General features: G+C 74.0%; 14 protein-coding genes. 5 read left to right on the forward strand and 9 right to left on the reverse strand.

The window, feature by feature from the left end; all coding sequences use genetic code 11:
* The 5 genes from AC5L35_RS32270 to recC all read right to left on the reverse strand — a co-directional run bounded on the left by AC5L35_RS32270 (nt 1) and on the right by recC (nt 10,752).
* Nucleotides 1-774: a hypothetical protein gene (locus tag AC5L35_RS32270; protein ID WP_495063525.1), complete on the reverse strand. Its 774-nt coding sequence runs from the start codon at nt 772-774 to the stop codon at nt 1-3.
* A 64-nt stretch (nt 775-838) separates the two neighbouring features.
* Nucleotides 839-2,017, reverse strand: coding sequence for an acyl-CoA dehydrogenase family protein (locus AC5L35_RS32275; RefSeq protein WP_495063526.1), 1,179 nt, complete (start codon nt 2,015-2,017; stop codon nt 839-841).
* A 164-nt stretch (nt 2,018-2,181) separates the two neighbouring features.
* A complete protein-coding gene (gene recD, locus AC5L35_RS32280) occupies nt 2,182-4,047 on the reverse strand; it encodes an exodeoxyribonuclease V subunit alpha (RefSeq protein ID WP_495063527.1) in 1,866 nt (621 codons plus the stop codon).
* The gene (locus AC5L35_RS32285) at nt 4,044-7,409 is read right to left on the reverse strand and encodes a UvrD-helicase domain-containing protein (protein WP_495063528.1); all 3,366 of its coding nucleotides are present in this window, start codon (nt 7,407-7,409) and stop codon (nt 4,044-4,046) included. Before AC5L35_RS32285 ends, recD begins: the two co-directional genes overlap by 4 nt.
* A gap of 7 nt (nt 7,410-7,416) precedes the next feature.
* Complete coding sequence (recC, locus tag AC5L35_RS32290) at nt 7,417-10,752, reverse strand: exodeoxyribonuclease V subunit gamma (protein ID WP_495063529.1); 3,336 nt, start codon at nt 10,750-10,752, stop codon at nt 7,417-7,419.
* A gap of 185 nt (nt 10,753-10,937) precedes the next feature.
* On the opposite strand from recC, the gene AC5L35_RS32295 reads away from it, so the two are divergent.
* Nucleotides 10,938-11,318: a hypothetical protein gene (locus AC5L35_RS32295; protein ID WP_495063530.1), complete on the forward strand. Its 381-nt coding sequence runs from the start codon at nt 10,938-10,940 to the stop codon at nt 11,316-11,318.
* A gap of 130 nt (nt 11,319-11,448) precedes the next feature.
* Here the strand turns inward: AC5L35_RS32295 and AC5L35_RS32300 are convergent, their stop codons facing one another.
* Entirely contained in the window at nt 11,449-11,892 is a 444-nt protein-coding gene (locus AC5L35_RS32300; RefSeq protein WP_495063531.1) for an excalibur calcium-binding domain-containing protein, read from the reverse strand.
* Nucleotides 11,893-12,126: 234 nt separating this feature from the next.
* Here AC5L35_RS32300 and pgm point away from each other — a divergent pair, with 234 nt between their 5' ends.
* Nucleotides 12,127-13,755 carry a phosphoglucomutase (alpha-D-glucose-1,6-bisphosphate-dependent) gene (gene pgm, locus AC5L35_RS32305; RefSeq protein ID WP_495063532.1) on the forward strand — a complete coding sequence of 543 codons (1,629 nt, stop codon included), beginning with the start codon at nt 12,127-12,129 and terminating at the stop codon, nt 13,753-13,755.
* A 319-nt stretch (nt 13,756-14,074) separates the two neighbouring features.
* On the opposite strand, the gene AC5L35_RS32310 is transcribed toward pgm, so the two are convergent.
* Together AC5L35_RS32310 and AC5L35_RS32315 are read right to left on the reverse strand one after the other, a co-directional pair.
* Entirely contained in the window at nt 14,075-14,320 is a 246-nt protein-coding gene (locus AC5L35_RS32310; protein ID WP_495063533.1) for a hypothetical protein, read from the reverse strand.
* 114 nt (nt 14,321-14,434) lie between these two features.
* A complete protein-coding gene (locus AC5L35_RS32315) occupies nt 14,435-16,123 on the reverse strand; it encodes a hypothetical protein (protein WP_495063534.1) in 1,689 nt (562 codons plus the stop codon).
* A 176-nt stretch (nt 16,124-16,299) separates the two neighbouring features.
* On the opposite strand from AC5L35_RS32315, the gene AC5L35_RS32320 reads away from it, so the two are divergent.
* The 3 genes from AC5L35_RS32320 (at nt 16,300) to AC5L35_RS32330 (ending at nt 19,534) form a co-directional block, all read left to right on the forward strand.
* Nucleotides 16,300-17,451, forward strand: coding sequence for a Gfo/Idh/MocA family protein (locus AC5L35_RS32320; RefSeq protein WP_495063535.1), 1,152 nt, complete (start codon nt 16,300-16,302; stop codon nt 17,449-17,451).
* Nucleotides 17,448-18,641, forward strand: coding sequence for a dihydrodipicolinate synthase family protein (locus AC5L35_RS32325; RefSeq protein WP_495063536.1), 1,194 nt, complete (start codon nt 17,448-17,450; stop codon nt 18,639-18,641). Before AC5L35_RS32320 ends, AC5L35_RS32325 begins: the two co-directional genes overlap by 4 nt.
* 68 nt (nt 18,642-18,709) lie before the next feature.
* Nucleotides 18,710-19,534: a sugar phosphate isomerase/epimerase family protein gene (locus tag AC5L35_RS32330; protein WP_495063578.1), complete on the forward strand. Its 825-nt coding sequence runs from the start codon at nt 18,710-18,712 to the stop codon at nt 19,532-19,534.
* A gap of 31 nt (nt 19,535-19,565) precedes the next feature.
* Here AC5L35_RS32330 and AC5L35_RS32335 read toward each other — a convergent pair whose 3' ends face one another.
* Nucleotides 19,566-20,180, reverse strand: a complete 615-nt coding sequence (locus tag AC5L35_RS32335) for a class I SAM-dependent methyltransferase (RefSeq protein ID WP_495063537.1) — start codon at nt 20,178-20,180, stop codon at nt 19,566-19,568.
* Between the last annotated feature and the right edge of the window lies 1 nt (nt 20,181).

Raw genomic sequence — 20,181 nt, forward strand, 5'->3', positions numbered from 1 at the left:
TCAGTGCTGGGGGAGCCGCGGCTCCACAGGCAGGTCGAGGATGCGCGCGGCGAGGCGGGACCGGTCCGTCCCCGGCTGGAAGTCGGTGGCCCGGATCCGGTTCCGGAGGTACTCGCGCTCCTCCTGGCTCCACCGCACCCACAGCTGCTCGGTCAGCTCAAGGGCCTGGTACTGCTCGTTCGCGGTCGCCGGGGTGGTGATCGCCGACGCCAGGAGGGTGGTGTCCGCGGTCGACGGATCGCCCTTCATGAACCCGATGCTGAGGGTCCGGAGCACCGGCGAGCCCCCGACGAACAACGCCCGCACCTCGGAGGCAGGGATCTTGGAGCCGAACGCCATCGACCGGGCCCGCTCGACCAGGACGTCCTGGAGGTGCACCCGCGCGCTCTCGTACTCGGGCTCGCCCCGGAGTTCGGAATGAACGATCTCGTAGGCGATCGCGAAGCGCGCCAGACCGGAGTTCTCCATCACCCCCGCGGCGGTGGGCGCCCCGGTGGCCGCGGCCTCCATCGTGAGCTTGAGGCTGACGCCGTCCGTGCCCACGTTCAGCTCCGAGAGCCTGGGCAGGACCAGCACGACGATGAGCAGCGCCGTGCCGGCGACGAGGACAGCCACCGCGGCGGTGTCGCTCCTCAGCACGAAGGCGCTCACACAGCCGGCGACCAGAGCGGCGATCCCCAGCACGGCTGCGCCGGCACGCAGGAGCAGCGGGAAGGACAGGCCCGGTCTCCGGAGCGCACCCGCTCCGGCCGGGGCCGCCGACTCGTCCGCCATCAGCACATGATCGTGGCAACGGTTCGCGACTGATCATGCGGGGTGGCGGGCGCAGCCGGGGCTCCTAGATCATGGCGCTGACCTGCTCCTGGACCCCGGCCAGCGCGCGGCCGTACATCTCCCGGATCAGCCCCTCGTTCAGGCTGGGGTGGCGTGCCGCTGTCTCCAGATCCCGCCAGTTGCGCTCGATGACCTTCGTTCGGGAGAAGGAACTGGCGCCACTCACCGTCAGCAGGAGCTCCACCGCCTCGCGCAGGCACCGGGACGCGTGCCCGGCGTCCATCCGCACCCGGGCCCGCATGGTGATGTCGGGACGTCGTCCGGCCTCCGCCGCTTCGCGGAGGGCCTCGGCCGACCGGGCCATGTGCAACCACGCCGAGTCGATGAGATCGGCGGCGTCCGCCAGGCTCGCCTGGACACCCGGGGAGTCGGCGAGCCGGCGGTAGATCGACATCGCCAGGGGCTTGCCGCTGCCGACCACGTCCATCGTCTGTTCGAAGGCCGATCGACCGATCCCGTGCAGGACCCCCGCGAGGGGCAGCGTCAAAGAGCCGCCGGGAACGCGATAGAACGGCTCGGCGCTTTCGCCGCCACCTTCCACGATGTCGGCGAAACGGCGAATGTGGTGATCCGCGACGAATACCTCGTCGGCTACGACCGTATTGCTGCCGGTTCCCCGCATTCCGGCCATGTCCCAGGTGTCCTCGATGGAAAGGGCCTCGAGAGACACGAGTCCGAGACCCTGGTCGATCACCTCGTCGTCGTCGTTCACGATCGGCATACCGAGTGTGGCCCAGCCCGCCTGGTAGCAGCCGGACGCCCACGACCACCGGCCGGACACGAACTGTCCACCGTCGGTGCGCGTGACCACGAGGCCGATCCCGGTGAACGAGCCACACAGGGCGACATCCGGGTCCTTCCCCCACAGTTGGGTGCGGACCTGCTCACCGAACGACCCGGCGATCCGCTGTGCGCCGTAGGAGAGGGCCACGACCCACGCGCTCGACGCGCACGTTCGCGCCACCTCGGACGTGACCTCCAGACACGTCGACAGGTCCGCCTCGGCGCCACCGAGGCTCCGGGGGACACCGAGCCGGAAGAAGCCGGCCTCGCGCAGAGCCTCCGTGGCCTCGACCGTGAGGCGACTGTCCCGTTCGGCCTGCTCGGCGTTGTCCCGCAGCACGGGCGCGATGGCCCGGGCCGCCTCGACGAGAGCCGCGCGGTCACGGTGTGTGGTCTCCATCCTCGACACTCCCATGGGATACGACAAACGCGGCATTACGTCTCGGCGATCACTGCGAGTGTATTCGCGAATGGCGATGAGTGAATATGGAGAACGTCACCCGAGAGGCGTGCTGTGGAGCGCATTTCTCGCGCAGTTCACAACATGCCGGAAAACGACGACCCTCAGCTTTCCAGCCCCAACCGCAGGCGCAGCCCACTCGCCCGCCCCACCGGACGCTGCACGGCAGCACGCACGGCCTCCTCCGTGCCGACGACCCGCACGAACTCCCGCGCCCTCGTGACGGCGGTGTAGAGCAGTTCGCGGGTGAGCAGCGGCGACTCGGCGGGCGGCAGTACCACCGTGACCCGCCGGAACTGGCTGCCCTGACCGCGGTGGACGGTCATGGCATGCACGGTGGCCACCTCCGACAGCCGCGAGGGCGGGTGCAGTGTGGGCGGACCGCCGCGCGCGAAGGCCACCCGCAGGCCCTCGGGACGGGCCACGACGACGCCGGTGTCGCCGTTGAACAGGCCGGTCTCGTAGTCGTTGGCGGTGACCAGGACCGGCCGCCCGGGGTACCAGGGCCCGGCGGGTGCGGCCCCGCGGGCCCCGCCGGCGCGCGAACCGAGCGCGGTGGGCGGCGCGCCGAGCCACCGCTCGATCTCGCCGGTCCACCGGGCCACGCCGTACGGCCCCTGGCGGTGGGCACACAGCACCCGGTGCTGTTCGAGCGCGGCGAGCGCGGCGTCGATCTCACCCGCGGCGGCCGCCCGGGCCAGCTCGCGCCCGGCGTGCACGACGTCGGCGCGGACCGACTCGGCCGCCGAGGCGAAGGCGAGGTCCGGCTGCCCGCTGCGCAGCAGGTCGACCGCGGTGTCGGCGTCGCCTGCCTGCACCGCCCTCGCAAACGCGGCGATGGCGCCGCCGAATCGCCAGACGTGCTCCAGCGTGACCACCCCGTTGACCACGCCCTCGCCCAGGCCGAGCTCACGGAGCGCCGCGTCCAGGGCGGGCTCGGCGCGGCCGGGAGCGCGGGCGAGATCGCCCAGCACCGCACCGGCCTCGACGGACGCGAGCTGGTCGGGGTCGCCCACCAGCACCAGGCGCGCCTGCGGCCGGACGGCCTCCAGGAGCCGCGCCATCATCGTGAGCGACACCATCGACGTCTCGTCGACGACCACCACGTCGAACGGCAGGCGTTGCGTGCGGTCGTAGCGGAAGCGGCGGGTGCCCGGCCGCCACCCGAGCAGCCGGTGGAGGGTGGCCGCCTCCGGCACGCGCGCCCGCAGCTGTTCCGGCAGCTCAGCGGCCACCGCCTCCTGCAGCCGGGCCGCCGCCTTGCCGGTGGGCGCGGCCAGCGCGACGCGGGGTGGCGGGCCCGGCTGGTCGTGCAGCAGCGCCAGCAGCCGGGCGACGGTGGTGGTCTTGCCGGTGCCGGGACCGCCGGCCAGCACGGTGACCCGGCGCAGCGCACTGACCGCCGCCGCGAGCCGCTGCCGCTCCGAGCCCGCCGCCGGGAAGAGCCGGTCGAGGCCCGCGCCCAGCCGGGGCAGATCCACCTGCGGTGGAGCAGTGGCTGCCCGCTCGGCCAGCGAGCACCGCACCTGCTCCTCCTCCCGCCAGTAGCGGTCGAGGTAGAGCAGCCCGTCCACCACCCGCAACGGGCTGCCGGCCGGTGCGTGCGCCCCGTCGGCGACGAGCGGGCCCGCCGTACACGCCGCGAGCCAGCCCTGCGGCTCGGGCCAGGGCAGCGCGGAGACGTCGACGAGCTCGTCGCCCTCGCCGAGCACCGTGCGGCTGACGTCGGCCAGGTCGACGCACACCGACCCCAGCCGGACCGCGCGCACGGCCAGCGCCACCGCGAGCAGCACCTCCTCGCGCGCTTCGCCGCCGAGCCGGCCGACCCGGGTGGCGACGTGGACGTCGGCCGGGTCGAGCACCCCGGCGGCGTTGAACGTGGCGAGCAGGCCCGTGGCCGTGCGGGCCAGCCGGACGTCGCCCGGATCGACCGCCGGGCCGGGGGCGGTGGCTCCCGCGGTGCCGGTCACGGTGTCACCGCGCCGTCGAGCAGGGCGGAGAGCTCCACGACCAGCGCGGCAGGCGGCTGCCAGCTGAACACTCCGCACGGGACGCCGTCGACCACGGGGGTGTCGGGGCCGCACATGCCGCGCACGAACAGGTACAGCACGCCGCCGAGGTGGCGCTCCGGGCGGTAGTCCGGCAGGCGCCAGCGCAGGTACCGGTGCAGGGCGACCGAGTACAGCAGCGCCTGCAACGGGTACTGCGCGGCGATCATCGCGTCGGCGAGGCGGGCCGGTGTGTAGTGGGCCGAGGTGAGCGGCGCCGGTCCGTCGGGCCCCACCGGGCCCAGCCAGTTGGTCTTGTAGTCGACCACCGCGAACCGCTCGCCGGGGAGCCGGAGCACGGCGTCGATGCTGCCGGTGAGGTAGCCGCGCAGCTGCTGTTCGGGAAGCTCGGCGAGCACGTCGGGGTAGCGCACCAGCGGATCGTCGGCGGCCAGGTGGCGGCGCAGCAGCGGTGCCACGGCGGCGAGCGGTACGGCCGCGCCCGGACTGTCGCCACCGGCGAGCGGCAGCTCGAAGTCGAGCTCCGCGAGCTGGTGGCGCGGGGCGATGTCGGCCAGCCGCAGCCCGCCGGCGAGCGGGCCGAGCGGGGTGCGCGCCGCGGGCAGGAGCGCGGCGGCGAGCGCGTCGGCGTCGACACCGGGGGCCGGGTGCCGGGCGAGCTGTTGGTGGGCGTTGACGGCGAGCTCGGCAGGCAGGTCGGCCGCGGTGAGGTCGGCCGCCTCGAAGATCGCGTGCACGAGGGTGCCGAAACCGGCGCCGACGGGGAGATCGGCCATCGGTGACGCGAGGACACCGGCCGGGGCGGCGTCCTCGGCCGCGTCGACCGGGAGACCGGCGCCGTCCTCGACGTCTCCCTCGTCGTCGGTGCCCGGCTCCTCCGGCTCGCTGCCCACGCCGGGGCCGTGGCCCGCCGTGGCGGTGAGCGCGCTGTAGGAGGTGCGTCGCCACGCGGTGTCGAGCAGCCGCCGGAACTCGGCGGCCTTCAGCTCGCCCGGCGCGGACGCGGGCGCGGTGAAGCCGGGAGCGGGCCGCTGCCCGACCTCCTCGACGGCGATCTCGGCGCACGCCAGTTCGCGCAGCGCCGCCAGCGCGGCCGCGTCCGCCGGGACCCGGTACGCCTCCGCGGGCTCGCTGCCGGGGCCGGGACGTCCGATCAGCAGCCGGTGCAGCGGTGACGTGGCCGTGGTGGTGGCCGGCACCCACCACGTGACCACCTGGCAGCGCGCCCGGGTGAGCGCGACGTACAGCAGCCGCAGGTCCTCGCCCGCCTCCTCGGCACGGTGCTTGGCGCAGCGCTCCTTCCAGCCGTCGCCGGTCTCCCCGCCGACGTCGAGCACGCGGGTGCCGGAGTCGTCGTGCAGCAGGGGCACGTCGGGGTCGCGGACGTTGCGGTCCCACCCGAAGGGCACGTAGACGATCGGGAACTCCAGGCCCTTGCTGCGGTGGATCGTGATGATCTGCACCGCCGCCGCGTCGGACTCCAGCCGCCTGCTGCGCTCGGCGCCGACGTCCTCCGCGGCGTCGGCGATCCGGTGGCGCAGCCAGTCGGTGAGGGCCGCCGGGCCGAGGTGCTCGGCCACGGCCGCCGCGTGCAGAGCCTGCGCGATGTGGCGCAGGTCGGTGAGCCGCCGTTCCCCGTCGGACGTGGCCAGCAGCCGCCGGGGCAGCGCGGTGGCCGTGGTGACGGCCTCCAGCAGAGCCGCGACGCCGCGGTCGTGCAGCACCGTGGCCCAGGCGCGGAGGGTGCCGCCGAGCGCGTCGAGCAGGTCGTCGGCGGCGGGGCCGCACAGCTCCTCGACCGTGTGCCCCAGGAAACAGGTGAGCGCCGCCGCGCGGGCCCGGAACGCCCGTGGCTGCTCCAGCGCCTCGAGGAGCGTGAGCCACTCGGCGGCGATCGGGGTGCCGAACACGCTGGCGGTGCCCGAGAGCACCGCGGGCACGCCGGCGTCGGCGAGGGTGTCGCGGATCCGCGCGCCCTGGTCGTTGGTGCGCACCAGCACGGCGACGTCCCCCGGCAACACCGGACGGCCCTCGACGTGTGCGGGGCTGGCGAGCAGCGCGGCGATGTCGGCCGCCGCGTCGCTCGCCACGAGGTCGCGTGCCGGGCCGACGACGGCGAGGTCGCGCTTGGGTGCCTTGGGCAGCCCGGCACGCGCCACCACCCGGAGCCGGAAGGGCGTGTCGACCGGTGCGCCTGCCAACCGCTGCCCCGGGTGGGCGGCCTCGACCGGATGCACCGTGATCCGCCGGTCGCCGAGCGCGGCACCGGCGAACACGGTGTCGAGCGCGGTGAGCAGCGGCGCGTCGCTGCGCCAGTTGCGCGCCAGCGTGGCGTGCCGGCGCGCACTCTCGGTGGCGTCGAGGTAGCTGACGACGTCGGCGCCGCGGAAGGCGTAGATCGCCTGCTTCGGGTCGCCGATCAGCACCAGCGTGGTGTGGCCGTGGAAGGCCCGCTGCAGGATGTGCCACTGGACGGGGTCGGTGTCCTGGAACTCGTCGACCAGCACGACCCGGTAGCGGTCGCGCAACCGCTGCGGGGCTCCGCGGGCCTGGTCGGCCAGCGCGTCGGCGAGCCGGGTGAGCATGTCGTCGTAGGTGTAGATGCGCCGTGCGCGCTTGCGGCGCGCCACCTCGGTGCGTACCGCCACCGCGAACCGGTGGCGCACCTGCGCCGTGCTCCCCGGGGCGGCGTCGACCGGTTCGAGCCGGGCCTGCCCGTCGTGCACGGCCCGGCGGGCCAGTGCGAGCGCCTCCGACCGGCTGAAGGCGGGGGTGCCCGCACTGTGGGCGCCGTACTTGCGCACGTAGAAGTCGTCGACCACCTCGGTGACCAGATCGTCGATCGACTCGGCGAAGACGGCGTCCGGGTCGCCGTCGCCCGCGACGCCGAGCCCGGCGAGCATCTGCTGGCAGAACTGGTGGGTGGTGGCGATCGTGGCGGCGTCGAACTGGGTGAGTGCACTGGCGAGCCGCCCACGGCGCACGGCCACCTCGGCGTCGGGCGCGTCGGCGAGCAGCCGGAGCACCTCGTCGCCGCCGCTGCGCGCCGCGGCGGGCTCGGCCAGCGCGCGCTCGGCCGACACGAGCCGCTCCCGCACCCGCTCCCGCAGCTCCTGGCTGGCCTCCCGGCCGAACGTCACGAGCATCAGCTCGGGCAGCGTGGCGTGGCCCTCCGCGACGTAGCGGGCGGCGAGCGCGGCGATGGTGAAGGTCTTGCCGGTGCCGGCGCTCGCCTCCAGGACCGTGGTGCCGGTGGGCAGCGCGCCACAGATCTCGAACGAGGCCGGAGCGAGCACCGGGGTGCGGCCGATGGTCGTTGTCATGGTCGTCTCACAGCCGAACCACGTCCTCCGCCGTCAGCAAGGGGGCCCACAACCGCATGGCGAGCGCACCGAACCGGGTGGGCTCGCTGCCCGGCCCGCCGGGCGCGGTGAGCACGTCCGGGCCCGGGGCGCGCCCCCAGACCCGCACGTGTGCGTCGTCGGCCTGTTCGGCACCCGCGCCGCTGGTCCACTTGCGCAGCGCCTCGTCGAGCGCCGCCGCGGCGTCGGCCCCGCCGCGCCGCACCGTGGCGTAGGTGTGGCCCGCCACGGTGGGCAGGGGCAGCGGCTCCCGCAGCCCGGCCCGGTGCAGCTCGACCAGTTCGGCGAGCACGGCGGTGGCCTGCGCGGGATCGAGCGGGCCCGCGCTCGCCCTGGACAACCCGAAGCGGGTGCCCCGGCCGATCGTGACGGCCGTCCACGGCTCCGACGTGGACGCGGTGAGCGCCAGCAGCCGGACCCACGCCCTGATCCGCTGCTTCGGCGCCAACCGGGAGAACTCGACGCGCAGCAGCACCGTGCCGTACAGGCCGCCGAGGGTGCCCACCACGCGGATGCCGCCCGGCAGCGAGACGTCCACGTCACGGTCCTGCGCCTCGCCCACCCGGAGCGGGGCTGCCGCCGCGACCAGCGGTTCGACGTCGTCGAGCACCCGCCTGAGCACGGCGTCGCCCAGTGCGCCCGGCGGCAGCTCGCCGCGTCGCCACTCGGCCTGCCTGCAGTGGTCGAGGTCGTGGCCCGCGAGCCGGTCGTGGAGCAGCCGGTCGCCGATCGCCCAGGTGGCCAGTCCGTCGAGATCCACCGGCAGCGCGTCGGACGGGTCGTCATCGCCTGCGAAGAGCGACAGGCCGACCCGCTGGCGGAGGAACTCCTTGACCGGATGCTCGAGGAACGTGACCAGCTCGTCCAGCGTGATCACCTGCCGTTCGACGGGCGGGAGCGGCCCCGTGACGAACGGCCTGGCCGGCGACTTCGGCCCGGCGGCGGCCCGCGCCCCGGCCAGCTCGGCGCGGTCGAAGCTGAAGGGCCCGGGCGCGGCCAGTACGGCCGCGGTGAAGTTGCGGGCGTCGAACGGCTGCAGCGGATGGCGCACCACGACGTGCTTCCTGGCGCCGGCCCCGGCCGTGGCCTCGACCGCGTCGAGCAGCTCACCGAGCGGCACCGCCGGTGGGCGGCGCGCGCCGGTGCGCTCGTCGGCCCCGGAGTGCACGACGACGAGGTGCTCGGTGGCCGCGCAGATCGCGTCGAGCAGCAGCTGACGATCCTCGCTGCGGGGGTCGCGCTCGCCGACGAGCGGGTCGCGGGCGAGGACGTCGTCGCCGTCGGGGACCCCGGCCCGCGGGAACACGCCGTCGTCGAGCCCGAGCAGGCAGACCACCCGGTGCGGCACCGACCGCATCGGCACCAACGTGGCGACGGTGAGCGTGCCGGTGCGGAAGTTGGCGCGGGTGGGACGCCCGCGCAACCGCTCGCCGAGCAGCCCTCGGACGTCGGCCAGCCCGAGCCGGACGACCGCGGCGTGCGGGCCGGCCGCGCGGGCCGCGTCGGCCAGCTCGCCGCGGGCCTGCGCGGCCTGCCACGCGTCGATGGCGGTGGTGTCGGTGAGCGCGTCGAGGCCGGTGACCAGCGCGGCCACCCACTCGTCGAGGGTGTGCTCGCCCGCCAGCCGGGAGAGGACGGTGGCGAGCCGGTCGACGAACTCCGCGAGCCGCCCGATCCGCTCGACGTCGCCCGAGTCGACCTCCTCCATGGGCAGCGCGGTGCCGAGCCACTCCTGCTCCCCGGAGCCGCCCGCCATGGTGACCCCCAGGAGCAGCCGGTCCAGGCCTGCCGACCAGGTGTTCTGCGGGAACCCGTCGAGGTGGAACGGGGCGCGGTGGGCCGCGTCGAGCCCCCACCGCACCCCGGACCGGACGACGAGCTCGCGCAGCCTGTCGAGGTCGCTGTCGTCGAGCCGGAACCGGCGGCGCACCGGGGCGGAGCCCAGCAGGTCGAGCAGCTGCGACGCGCTGAGCCGGGCGTCGGCCAGCTCGAGCAGCTGCGCGACCGTGTCGAGCAGCGGGTTGACCTGCCGCAGCGCCCGGTCGGCCAGCCGGACCTGCAGCTGCTGGCCGGGGTGGGTCTCGGCGCCCGGCGCGTCGCGGTCGCCCAGCCCGAAGCTCGCGGAGATCAGCGGCGCGAACGTCTCGATGTCGGGGCACATGACCAGCACGTCGCGGGGTTCGAGCGTGGCGTCGGCCTCCAGCAGCCCCAGCACGATCTCGCGCAGGACCTCGACCTGGCGGTCGGGGCCGTGGCAGGAGTGGACCTGCACGCTGCGGTCGTCGGAGCGCGGCGGGCTCTCGCCCGTGGGCGGCCGGTCCTCGCGCAGGTCGTGTTGCAGCCTGCCCAGCAGCGTTGCAGGTGGGTCCGGCAGCGGGTGGTGGTGATCGACGAGGGACGGGGCCGCGGCGGCCAGCCGTACCTGCAGCTCCCGGACGTCACGTCCGAGCGAGGACAGCAGCGGATGGCGCGGCAGGCTCGCGGTGGGGTCGGCGCGCCGCTGCGGGACGCGGGTGGGCGGCTCGACGCCTGCCCAGAGCGTGGGGGAGGGGTGCGGCAGCCACAGGTGCACCTCGCGGTGCTCCGCCAGCGCCCCGAGCACGGCGAGGTGCTCGGCCGGTAGCCGGGTGGGGCCGAACACGGAGAGCCGCGGCGGCAGGTCGGCAGCTGTGGGATCGGCACGCAGAGCCGCACAGGCGGCGCCGAGCCGCTCGGCAGGCCCCGGCACACCGATCCGCTCGCGCAGCCGCCGCCACAGCTCGGGCTGCCAGGCGAGGTCGGCGGCACGGTCGCCCGGAACGCCGCCGCCCGCCCGCCAGCCCTCGACCATGTCGGGACGGGCCGCGGCGTACGACGCGAACAGCTCCGCGAGATGGCGGGCGGTGGCATGCCGCCGGCTGCGTCGCACGTCGCCGTCGCGACCACCGATGTGGACGCCCAGCGGGGCGCACCACGGCTCGCCCGCGCTCTCGTCGATGACCTCGAGCAGCGGCCACACCGCCCGCTCGGGGCGCCACGGGTCGTCCTCGGGGTCGACCCCGGTGGCAGCGCCGACGGCCGCGGCGATCATGGCGGCCGGTGAGGGGAACGCGACACCCGCACAGATGCCGTCGCCGCGTCCGGCGGCTGCGCCCAGCCGGTGCGACAGCTGCTGAGCCAGCCAGCGCTCGATGCCCTTGGCGGGCACCGCGACGACCTCCGTCGTGAACGGATCATCCGGCGGGTGGGCGAGGAGCTCACCGAGCGCCTCGGCCAGCGCGTCGGCCCGCTCGGCCCGGTGCACGTGCAGCACCACTGATCCCACCCCCCTCCCTCGTGCGGGACAAAGGTAGGACGCCGGTCGGACACTCCCGACGGGGGGCGGTGGGCGTGACCCACAGTGAACTCTTCCGAGAAAAGGACACGATGGTGGTATCCCGCTACCGCCCCGTACACGGGAAGCTGTGCCTCGCGATCTTCCGACCGGCGACGTGCAGGAGGGCCCCTGACATGAGCGACGCGACCACCGGACCGGAGGTCCCGGAGCAGCGCTGCGTCCGTGATCAGGCCCGCGGCGAGGTCCTGCATCGTCACGCCAGGCTGACCAAGGGCGGGCGCCCCATCTTCTGCACACCCAGCCGCGCCGAGATCGAAGGCCACGCGCTGCCCCGGCAGAGCCGCGGTACCGACGGGAAGGTCATCTACCCCACCCGCGAGGCCGCGGAGGCGGCGGCACGTGAGCTCGAGTCACTCGGTGCCCGGCTGTTGAGGTCCTACCGCTGCGGGCGGTCGCGAGGCGGTCACTACCACCTCACCACCGACACCACGGTGCGCGCCGGTGCCCCCCTGCACCTGCGCATCCCCCAGCAGCGCTCGCCGCTCTCGGCCTGACACCACTGCCGATCTTCCGCCCAGCTGCCCGTGCCCCGAGCGGGGCACGGGCTTCAGCGGTCGCACTCCGCCGAGGTGAGCGCCTTGCCCAGCGACGGCCCGGGGAGCCGTCGCCGTCCGTGCGGCCCGATCAGTCGGACCGGCGAGCCGAACGCCGCAGGGCAAGCGCACCGGCGCCCGCACCCAGGGTCGTCAGACCGCTGAGGACGAGGAGGCCGGGAAGCATGTCGCCCGTGGAACCGTCGCCGGTGTCCACACCGCCTGCGGGAGCAGCGGCCACCTGCGGGGCAGGAGCCGGCGCCGCGGTGGTGGTGTTGTCCGCGGCGTTGTCGTCGTCGTTGTTCGCGGCGAAGTCGAAGTCGTCGCAGGCGTTGCCGTCGTCGTCCTCGTCGAGGTTCGTGAGGTCGTCGACGTTGTCGTCGTCCGCTGCGTCGTCGAACGCGGTCTGGGCCTCCTCCTGCGAGGAGTAGCTGCCACAGTCGCTGTCGCTGGGCTGAGCGTGCGCGAGGCCCGCGAAGGTCAACGAGGAAGCCGCGGCGAGAACAACTGCGGCGGCGGTCGTGCGAACGCGCATGATGCCTTCCCTCAAGATTCGAGCGGAACGCCGTCCACACTGACTGTGACGGTCGTTGTACCCGCTGTCACGCCCAACGCGTCGCCGACACGGCCGGATACGGGCGCTCCGGACAAGAGGCCCGGATCGGGTAACTGCTCGCTCACTGTGACCATGGCGCACGCGTCCTGCAGCGAACCCCTCCGCAATGGCAAGGTGTCCCCGACCCCGCCGCCCCGTACCGCAGGAGCACCCATGTCGTCCGATCCCCGCGCCGGAACCCCCGCCCAGGCGGGCGATCTCGTCGATGTCGACGCGCTGCTGGCCGCCTACCGCGACCGCCACCCCGACCCCGGCGTGCCGGGCGAGCGCGTGGCCTTCGGGACGTCGGGACACCGCGGTTCGTCGCTGCGCACCACCTTCAACGACGACCACATCGCCGCCACCAGCCAGGCGATCTGCGAGTACCGCGCCGCCCACGGCACGGAAGGGCCGCTGTTCATCGGCCGCGACACGCACGCGCTGTCGGAGCCGGCGTGGATCACCGCCATTGAGGTGTTCCAGGCCAACGGGGTGCACGTTCTCGCAGATGGGGACGACGCCTTCACCCCGACGCCCGCCGTCTCGCACGCGATCCTCACCCACAACCGGGCCCGCGTGAGCGGACTGGCCGACGGCGTCGTCGTCACCCCGTCGCACAACCCGCCTGCCGACGGCGGCTTCAAGTACAACCCCCCCAACGGTGGCCCGGCCGACACCGACGCCACGAGCTGGATCGCCGAACGCGCCAACGAACTGCTCGAGGCGAAGCTGGCCGGGGTGGCGCGTCGGCCGATCGACCGCCAGGGGCTCGGGCGCTACGACTTCCTCGGCGAGTACGTCGCCGACCTCCCGTCGGTGCTGAACCTCGACGCCATCCGGGACGCCGGCATCCGGATCGGCGCCGACCCCCTCGGCGGCGCCAGCGTCGCCTACTGGGGCGCGATTGCGGAGCGTTACGGGCTGGACCTCACCGTCGTCAACCCCGCTGTCGACCCGCAGTTCGGCTTCATGACGCTGGACTGGGACGGCAAGATCCGGATGGACTGCTCGTCGCCGTACGCGATGGCGTCACTCGTGGAGCGGCGCGGCGACTTCCGGATCGCCACCGGCAACGACGCCGACTCCGACCGGCACGGCATCGTCACCGCCGACGGGCTGATGAACCCCAACCACTTCCTCGCCGTCGCCATCGGCTACCTCTACGCGAACCGCCCCGGCTGGTCACCCGACGCCGGCATCGGCAAGACGGCCGTCAGCTCGTCGATGATCGATCGGGTGGCCGCCGACCTCGGCCGGAAGCTGGTGGAGACGCCCGTCGGGTTCAAGTGGTTCGTGCCCGGCCTGCTCGACGGCTCCATCGGCTTCGGGGGCGAGGAGAGCGCGGGCGCGTCGTTCCTGCGCACCGACGGCTCCGTGTGGACCACCGACAAGGACGGGATCATCCTCGCTCTGCTCGCCTCGGAGATCGCCGCAGTCACCGGCGAGACGCCGAGCGAGCGCTACCGCACGCTGACCGAGAAGTTCGGCGAGCCCGCCTACGCCCGCATCGACGTCGCCACCGACCCGGAGTCGAAGGCGAAGCTGGGCAAGCTGTCGGCCGACGACGTCACGGCCACCGAACTGGCGGGCGACCCCATCACCGAGCGCCTCACCACCGCCCCCGGCAACGGCGCCCCCCTCGGCGGCCTCAAGGTCGTCACCGAGGGCGGCTGGTTCGCCGCCCGCCCGTCGGGCACGGAGGACGTCTACAAGGTCTACGCCGAGAGCTTCCGCGGCCCGGAGCGCCTCGCCCGCATCCAGGACGAGGCCCGCGAGGTGGTGGACGCGGCCCTGCGCGGCTGACCCGCTGCAGGTTCGGGCAGGTTCAGGAAAGCCACCTTCCGGAACTCCCGAGCCCTGAAGGTGGCCTTGCTGAACCGTGCGGGCGGCCGCGTCCCGGGTGGCGACTCACGCGCCCGAACCGGGCGACTCGCGGGTGGTGGGGTGTCTTCGCAGAGCGGGTGGGTTCGTCGCAGGTGCTGTGGGCTCTGCGAGAAGCACGGTGGCTCTGCGAGGACGCGTCGGGGCGGGTTTGTGCGTTCCCGCTGCGGCGGACGTGCCCCTGATTCGGGCGACTCGCGCGCGGGAATCGGGCGACTCGCGGGGGGCGCCGGGGGGCGGGTCAGGGGGCCAGGGCCGGTACGGGGCGGGCCGGGGAGGGGCTGTCCAGGTCGGCCACCGAGGTGTTCGGGCCGCTGAAGGTGAGCAGGACAGCGGCGACGGCGAAGCTCGCGAGGCTGCCACCCCGGACGCGGCGCGGCGCGGCGGGCGGGAAGACCGGGCCGAGCTTCGGCGACGACCGGCGCTGCGCCGGGACGACGATCCACTGCTTGGGTGCTCCGGACCAGCTCACGTAGGGGTCGGTCATCCCACTGCCCTTTCGTCCGTGCGGACGGGCGGCGAGAACCACCCGACCCGTACTCGCACCGAGCGACCCTGACGTAACGGACAGGTACCGCGCATCACTCGAATGGAGCAACGATCAGGGTCGGCGTGCCCGCGCATCGCACTCGACACGGGGTTGGGCGCCGGTGGCGGGGGCGCGGAGCGCCACGGCGGGGCGGCCGCGCCAGCGGGCCGCCTCCCGTCCGGGGGCACCCGCCCGGGACAGGGCGAACAGGGCCAGGTCCCGGTGCACGGGATCCTCGACCCGCTGCAGGTAGCGCATGATCTCCTGGGCCGCGGCCCGCCCGCTGCGGGCCCGCACCCAGGCGGTCAGCTCGGCCTCGACGATCTCGGGGCGCAGGTCGCTGCAGCGCACGCAGACGTACTCGATGTCCTCGTCGGCGAGCTCTCCGACCAGCGGCGCGTGCACGCCCTGGTCGGTGAGCATCTCCTGCACGGCCCAGACCCCGAGCGGCGTGAGCGAGACCAGGGTGGGGTCGGGGTCGTCGCGGCCGGCGAGGGCGATCAGCTCTTCCTGGTTGTCGCCGTCGAGGCTCTCGGACAGGTGGACGGCGCCGAGCAGTTCCAGCGCGTCCAGCAGCGCCGTGACGTCGCGGCGCCACAGCCGGTGCTCGACGTCGCCTGCGAGGTCGTCGACGACGCAGCCCATCCGCTCGTTCACGGTGTCGCGCACGGCGCGGTGGAACAGCTCCACCGGGATCGGGTCGCCGCCCGCGGAGTAGAGCTGGAACAGCAGGATCGGGAAGGCCTCGCCGAGGCTCATCCCGAACAGCGACGGCGCACCGAAGACGTTGCTGCCCCCGAAGTGCTCGCCGATGCCACCGACCGCCTCGAACGCGCGCTTCCACAGCTCGATCGGCCGGCTCAGCAGCGGTGCCGCGCTCTTGACCTGCACCAGCCGACCATGGACGACGCGGACGAGCCGGGCCTGCCGGGCCCAGTGCAGCAGCAGGGTGATCTCGGGAAGGTCGTCGCTGGTGCGGGCGCGGTCCCGGCTGAAGTGGTCGAGGTCGAGAGCGTCCGCCACCGCGCGGGCGTCGGCGAGCAGGAGCCTGCCCTCACGGGTGACCGCGCGCCCCGCCCGCACCCAGCGGGTGAAGGCGCGCAGCCGGGCGAGCGCGACGCTGGAGTCGGCGGCCGCGAGCATCTGGGCGGCACCGGGCAGGAGCACCGGAGGCAGCTCGGGGCGGGGTGGTTCGGTGGTCTCGTTCTCCTGGCGGCGCCGGATCTCGTCCAGCGCGGCCCGGTCGATCGCCAGCTCGCCTGCGTGCACCTGCGACAGGAAGCGGGCGACGGCGGCCGGGTCGGCGGTCGCGACGCCGTGGCGCAGCATCTGCACGGCCCAGAAGGTGCCGAGGTCGTGGTTGCGCTCGTCGTCGAGGGCGTCGTACAGGGCGGGCGTGGAGTCGGTGACCTGTGCGTGCAGCTCGTCGGCCGGGGCGGAGCGGGAGTCGAGCCAGTCGTGGTCGGCGAGGAAGCCGATCAGGGCGTGCAGGGCGGTGGGGACGGCGTCCCGGTCGTCCTCCAGGAGCGCGACCGTGCGGGGGAACCACACGGCCAGCGCGTCGGCCACGTGCTCGCGGGTCCAGTGGCCGAGGCGGCCGTCGACACTGTGCTTGTGGTCGAGTGCCGCGGCGACGAGCGAGGGTTCCGCCTCGATGCCGCGCCTGCGCGCCCAGGCGACGATGTGCAGTCGCAGGCGGTCGCGGACAGCGGAGTACTCCTCATGATCGTCGGAGCGGAAGACGAGACGCACTCGGGTCACATTGGCAGCCCCACCTGAACGGCCTACAGGCGGGGCGGCACAAACACCGTCCGCAGTGGTCACAGCGTTGGCCTTGCCGCTGCGTCAACGTCCGGCCTATTGTCGGAAAGCGCTTACTTCCAGTGTCGACCACGCCGGACGGTTCGCAGCCGAACCCGGAGAGAGCAGGTAGACCCATGTCAGGACCCACCGTTCGCATCGTGATGAACGGCGTGACCGGGCGGATGGGATACCGCCAGCACCTCCTACGCTCCGTGCTCGCCATCCGCGACGACGGCGGGGTCCTGCGTCCCGACGGCACCCGCATGCAGATCGAGCCGGTGCTGGTGGGACGCAGCCGCGACAAGCTGGCCGACATCGCCCGCCGCCACGACATCGAGCTGTTCCACACCGACCTCGACGCCGCGCTCGCCGAGGAGGGGGCGTCGGTCTACTTCGACTCCCAGGTCACCAGCGAGCGCAAGAAGGCGATCCTGCGGGCGATCGCCGCCGGGAAGCACGTGTACACGGAGAAGCCCCTCGCCGAGTCGGTCGAGGAGGGGATGGAGCTCGTGGAGGCGGCCCGGGCCGCCGGGATCGTCGACGGGGTGGTGCACGACAAGATCTACCTGCCCGGCCTGATCAAGCTGAAGCGGCTGATCGACTCGGGGTTCTTCGGCCGCATCCTGTCGGTGCGCGGGGAGTTCGGCTACTGGGTCTTCGAGGGTGACCTGCTGCCCGCGCAGCGGCCGAGCTGGAACTACCGCGCCGAGGACGGCGGTGGGATCACGCTCGACATGTACTGCCACTGGAACTACGTGCTGGAGCACCTCTTCGGGGGCGTCGAGGCGGTGATGACCAGGTCGGTCACCCACATCCCGCAGCGCTGGGACGAGCAGGGCAACGCCTACGAGGCCACCGCCGACGACGCCGCGTACGGGATCTTCGAGCTGGCGGGCGGCGTCATCGCCCAGATCAACTCGTCATGGGCGGTGCGGGTGGACCGCAAGGAGCTCGTCGAGTTCCAGGTGGACGGCACGCACGGCTCGGCCGTCGCCGGCCTCTTCGGCTGCCGCATCCAGCCGCGGGTGCGCACCCCGAAGCCGGTGTGGAACCCCGACGTGCCCACCGACCAGGACTTCCGCGGGCAGTGGGAGGAGGTGCCCGACAACCAGGAGTTCACCAACGGCTTCCGCGCGCAGTGGGAGCGGTACCTGCTCGACGTCGACGCGGGACGGACGCACCCCTACGACTTCATGAGCGGCGTGCGCGGCCTGCGTCTGGTGGACGCGGCGCTGCGGTCGTCGGCCGACGGGGTGCGGGTGCAGCTCGCAGGCGGGTCGTCGTGACGAGCCTGACCGAGCGGGAGGTGCCGCTCACCGGGGCGCGGATCGACCTGCCCGTCGCGGGCGGCGGGTGGCGCACCGTGGAGCTGGCCGAGCCCCGGGAGTGGGCCGAGCACCCCGGGCCGTACCGCAGCCGGGTGGCGTTCGCCGCCGCACACGTCGCTGCCGACCCGTGGGGCGAGAACGTGCCCGGCGCACCGGCTGCGGTCGACTGGGACGCCACGCTCGCGTTCCGCCGCCACCTGTTCTCCTACGGCCTGGGCGTCGCCGAGGCGATGGACACGGCGCAGCGGAACATGGGACTCGACTGGGTGGCCGTCCAGGAACTGGTGACGCGCAGTAGCGAGCAGGCGAGGGCGCACGACGCCCGGATCGCGGCCGGGGCAGGCACCGACCACCGCACCGATCTGGTGTCGGTCGACGACGTGATCGCCGCCTACGGCGAGCAGGTCGAGTTCGTGGAGAGCACGGGCGCGCAGGTGATCCTCATGGCGTCGCGCCAGCTGGCGGTCGTCGCGGCCGGGCCGGACGACTACCTGCGCGTCTACGACGAGCTGCTGCGCCAGGTGCGGGAACCGGTGATCCTGCACTGGCTCGGCGAGGCGTTCGACCCGCAGCTGCGCGGGTACTGGGGCTCCACCGACATCGCGGCGGCCACCGAGACGTTCCTGCAGCTGGTCTCGGCGCACGCGGCGAAGGTCGACGGGGTGAAGGTGTCGCTGCTGTCGGCGGAGCACGAGATCGGGTTGCGCGCCGCGCTCCCGCCCGGTGTGCGGCTCTACACGGGCGACGACTTCAACTACCCGGAGCTGATCCGCGGCGACGGCGACCACCACTCGGACGCGCTGCTGGGGGCGTTCGCCGCCATCGCGCCGGCCGCGTCGGCGGCGCTGGCCGCGCTCGACGACGGCGACCTGGCCCGTTACGACGCGGAGTTCGCGCCCACCCTGGCGCTGTCGCGTCACGTCTTCGCCGCGCCGACGTTCTACTACAAGACCGGCATCGCGTTCCTGTCCTGGCTCAGCGGCCACCAGCCCGGGTTCACGATGGTGGGTGGTCTGCAGTCGGCGCGCTCGGTCGTGCACCTGAGCGAGGCCTTCGCGCTGGCCAACGCGGCCCGGCTGCTGCCCGACCCGGAGCGGGCGGCGGAGCGGTTCCGGGGGCTGCTCGCGGTGGCGGGGGCGGCCCGGTGACGGCGGTACTCGACATCCCCAGCGGCGCCCCCGCCCGCGTCGGCACGCCGGGGCCGGGCGACCCCCGGTTGGCCCGCCTGTCGCTCAACCAGCGCACCACGGCGAACTGGAGCCTTCGGGAGGCCGTCGACGGGGCCGTCGGCGCCGGCCTTCCCGCGATCGGGCTCTGGCGCGAACCCGTGGCCGAGGTCGGCGTCGACGTCGCGCGTCGCTGGGTCGACGACGCCGGCCTGCGGGTCTCGTCGCTGTGCCGTGGCGGGTTCTTCACCGCGTCCGACCCGGCGGCCCGCTCCGCCGCGCACGACGACAACCGGCGCGCCATCGACGAGGCAGCGGCGCTCGGCACCCGCGCGCTGGTCCTCGTCCCCGGCGGGCTGCCGGCGGGCGACAAGGACCTCGCCGGGGCCAGGGCGCGGGCGGCCGAGGCGATCGCGGCGCTGGTGCCGCACGCCGTCGACCGCGGGGTCACCCTCGGTATCGAACCGATGAACCCGATCTACGCCGCCGACCGTGGGGTCGTCTCCACGCTGGCCCAGGCGCTCGACATCGCCGAGGCGTTCGCCCCGCACGAGGTGGGCGTCGTCGTCGACACCTTCCACCTGTGGTGGGAGCCGGGCGTGCACGCCCAGATCGCCAGGGCGGGTGAGCGGATCATCAGCTACCAGGTCTGCGACTGGATCACCCCGCTGCCCGCCGACACGCTGCTGGCCCGCGGGATGATGGGCGACGGCCACGTCGACTTCCCCGCCTTCACCCGCGCGGTCGCCGCCGCCGAGTACGCGGGCGACGTCGAGGTGGAGATCTTCCACGCCGACGTGTGGGCGGCGCCGGGGGAGCAGGTGGTCGCCACCCTCGCCCGTCGCTACGTCGAGCTGGTGCAGCCGCACCTCTGACCGGCTGCCGCGGCACCCACCCGCTGTCGGGTCAGCGGGTGGGCTGCCGCGGTCCGCGGGCCTCGTAGACCACGGCGGGCGGCAGGTTGCGCCAGACCGTCGGGCTGATCACGACGTCGGCGAAATGCGCGCGGAGGTCGGCGAGCTGGCGCCGGGCGGGCGGAGCCCAGCGCGTCCACGTGTAGCCGAACTGGGTGAAGACACCGTCGGGGCCGAGTGCGTCGACGATCACCGAGTGCAGCCCGTGGCCGTCGGCGCCGGGGGCGTAGGCCACCCAGGGCAGCCCGCTGACCACCGCGTCGACGGCGGTGATGCCGCGGTCGGCGAGCAGTGCGGGCAGCTCACGGGCATCGGCGAGCACGACGTCGACGTCCGGGTGGCGGTGTTCGAGCAGCTGCGCCCAGCCCGGGTTGAGCTCCACGGCGATGTGCCTACCCCGCCCACCGGTGTGCTCCTGGATCGCGCGCGTGAACGCCCCGGTGCCCGGCCCGAGCTCCACCACTACGGGGTCGCCTGCCCGGGGGAGCGGCGCCGTCATCGCCCCGGCGAGCGCGGGTGAGCTGGGTGTCACCGACGCGGTGTTCAGCGGATGACGAGCGAACTCGCGGACGAAAAGAGCGGTATCGGCCCATCTCGACCGCGACATG

The organism is Pseudonocardia sp. OZ21 (genome assembly GCF_059359135.1).

What these genes read in the sequence shown, in the direction of transcription:
- AC5L35_RS32335 (WP_495063537.1), bottom strand. Translation starts at nt 20,180, where the DNA reads ATGTCGCGGTCGAGATGGGCCGATACCGCTCTTTTCGTCCGCGAGTTC.
- AC5L35_RS32320 (WP_495063535.1), top strand. Translation starts at nt 16,300, where the DNA reads ATGTCAGGACCCACCGTTCGCATCGTGATGAACGGCGTGACCGGGCGG.
- AC5L35_RS32275 (WP_495063526.1), bottom strand. Translation starts at nt 2,017, where the DNA reads ATGGAGACCACACACCGTGACCGCGCGGCTCTCGTCGAGGCGGCCCGG.
- AC5L35_RS32310 (WP_495063533.1), bottom strand. Translation starts at nt 14,320, where the DNA reads ATGACCGACCCCTACGTGAGCTGGTCCGGAGCACCCAAGCAGTGGATC.
- pgm (WP_495063532.1), top strand. Translation starts at nt 12,127, where the DNA reads ATGTCGTCCGATCCCCGCGCCGGAACCCCCGCCCAGGCGGGCGATCTC.
- AC5L35_RS32270 (WP_495063525.1), bottom strand. Translation starts at nt 774, where the DNA reads ATGGCGGACGAGTCGGCGGCCCCGGCCGGAGCGGGTGCGCTCCGGAGA.
- AC5L35_RS32300 (WP_495063531.1), bottom strand. Translation starts at nt 11,892, where the DNA reads ATGCGCGTTCGCACGACCGCCGCCGCAGTTGTTCTCGCCGCGGCTTCC.
- AC5L35_RS32295 (WP_495063530.1), top strand. Translation starts at nt 10,938, where the DNA reads ATGAGCGACGCGACCACCGGACCGGAGGTCCCGGAGCAGCGCTGCGTC.
- AC5L35_RS32285 (WP_495063528.1), bottom strand. Translation starts at nt 7,409, where the DNA reads ATGACAACGACCATCGGCCGCACCCCGGTGCTCGCTCCGGCCTCGTTC.